Raw genomic sequence first — 325 nt, 5'->3', positions numbered from 1 at the left:
GCCCTGGTGGCGATCAAAGTCATCGGGCCGGGACAGACCGAGCCGGAGTTTGCGCAAATGGTCTCCACCCAGGTCGGCACCTACCGGGAGGTCGAGCGGTCAGTGTCGTATTCCAATGGCAGCGGTTCGAGCTCGCAACAAGTCGGCGGCGACAAGCCGATCTTGTCGGTCGACGAGATCCAGAACCTGCAGAGATGGCAAATGATCGTCATCGCCAAGGGCCGACGTCCGATGCTCGCTCGGATGATCCCGGCCACCCAGCAGGACTTCTCACCCGCGACTCGGGAGCTGCTCGACCGCCTGGAGAGAGGACAGACCGGTGTCA

1 protein-coding gene is annotated in these 325 nt (G+C 63.1%); it reads left to right on the top strand.

Annotated features, from left to right (window positions below; translation table 11 throughout):
- On the top strand, positions 1–325 hold a 325-nt coding region (locus G6021_RS16825), incomplete at both ends, for a TraM recognition domain-containing protein (protein WP_194307924.1).

Origin of the sequence: Dietzia sp. CW19, from assembly GCF_014145265.1 — a bacterium.
Taxonomy (GTDB): Bacteria; Actinomycetota; Actinomycetes; order Mycobacteriales; family Mycobacteriaceae; genus Dietzia; species Dietzia natronolimnaea.
The sequence above is the reverse complement of the archived record's forward strand: the minus strand, read 5'-3'. Positions and strand labels throughout refer to the sequence as shown.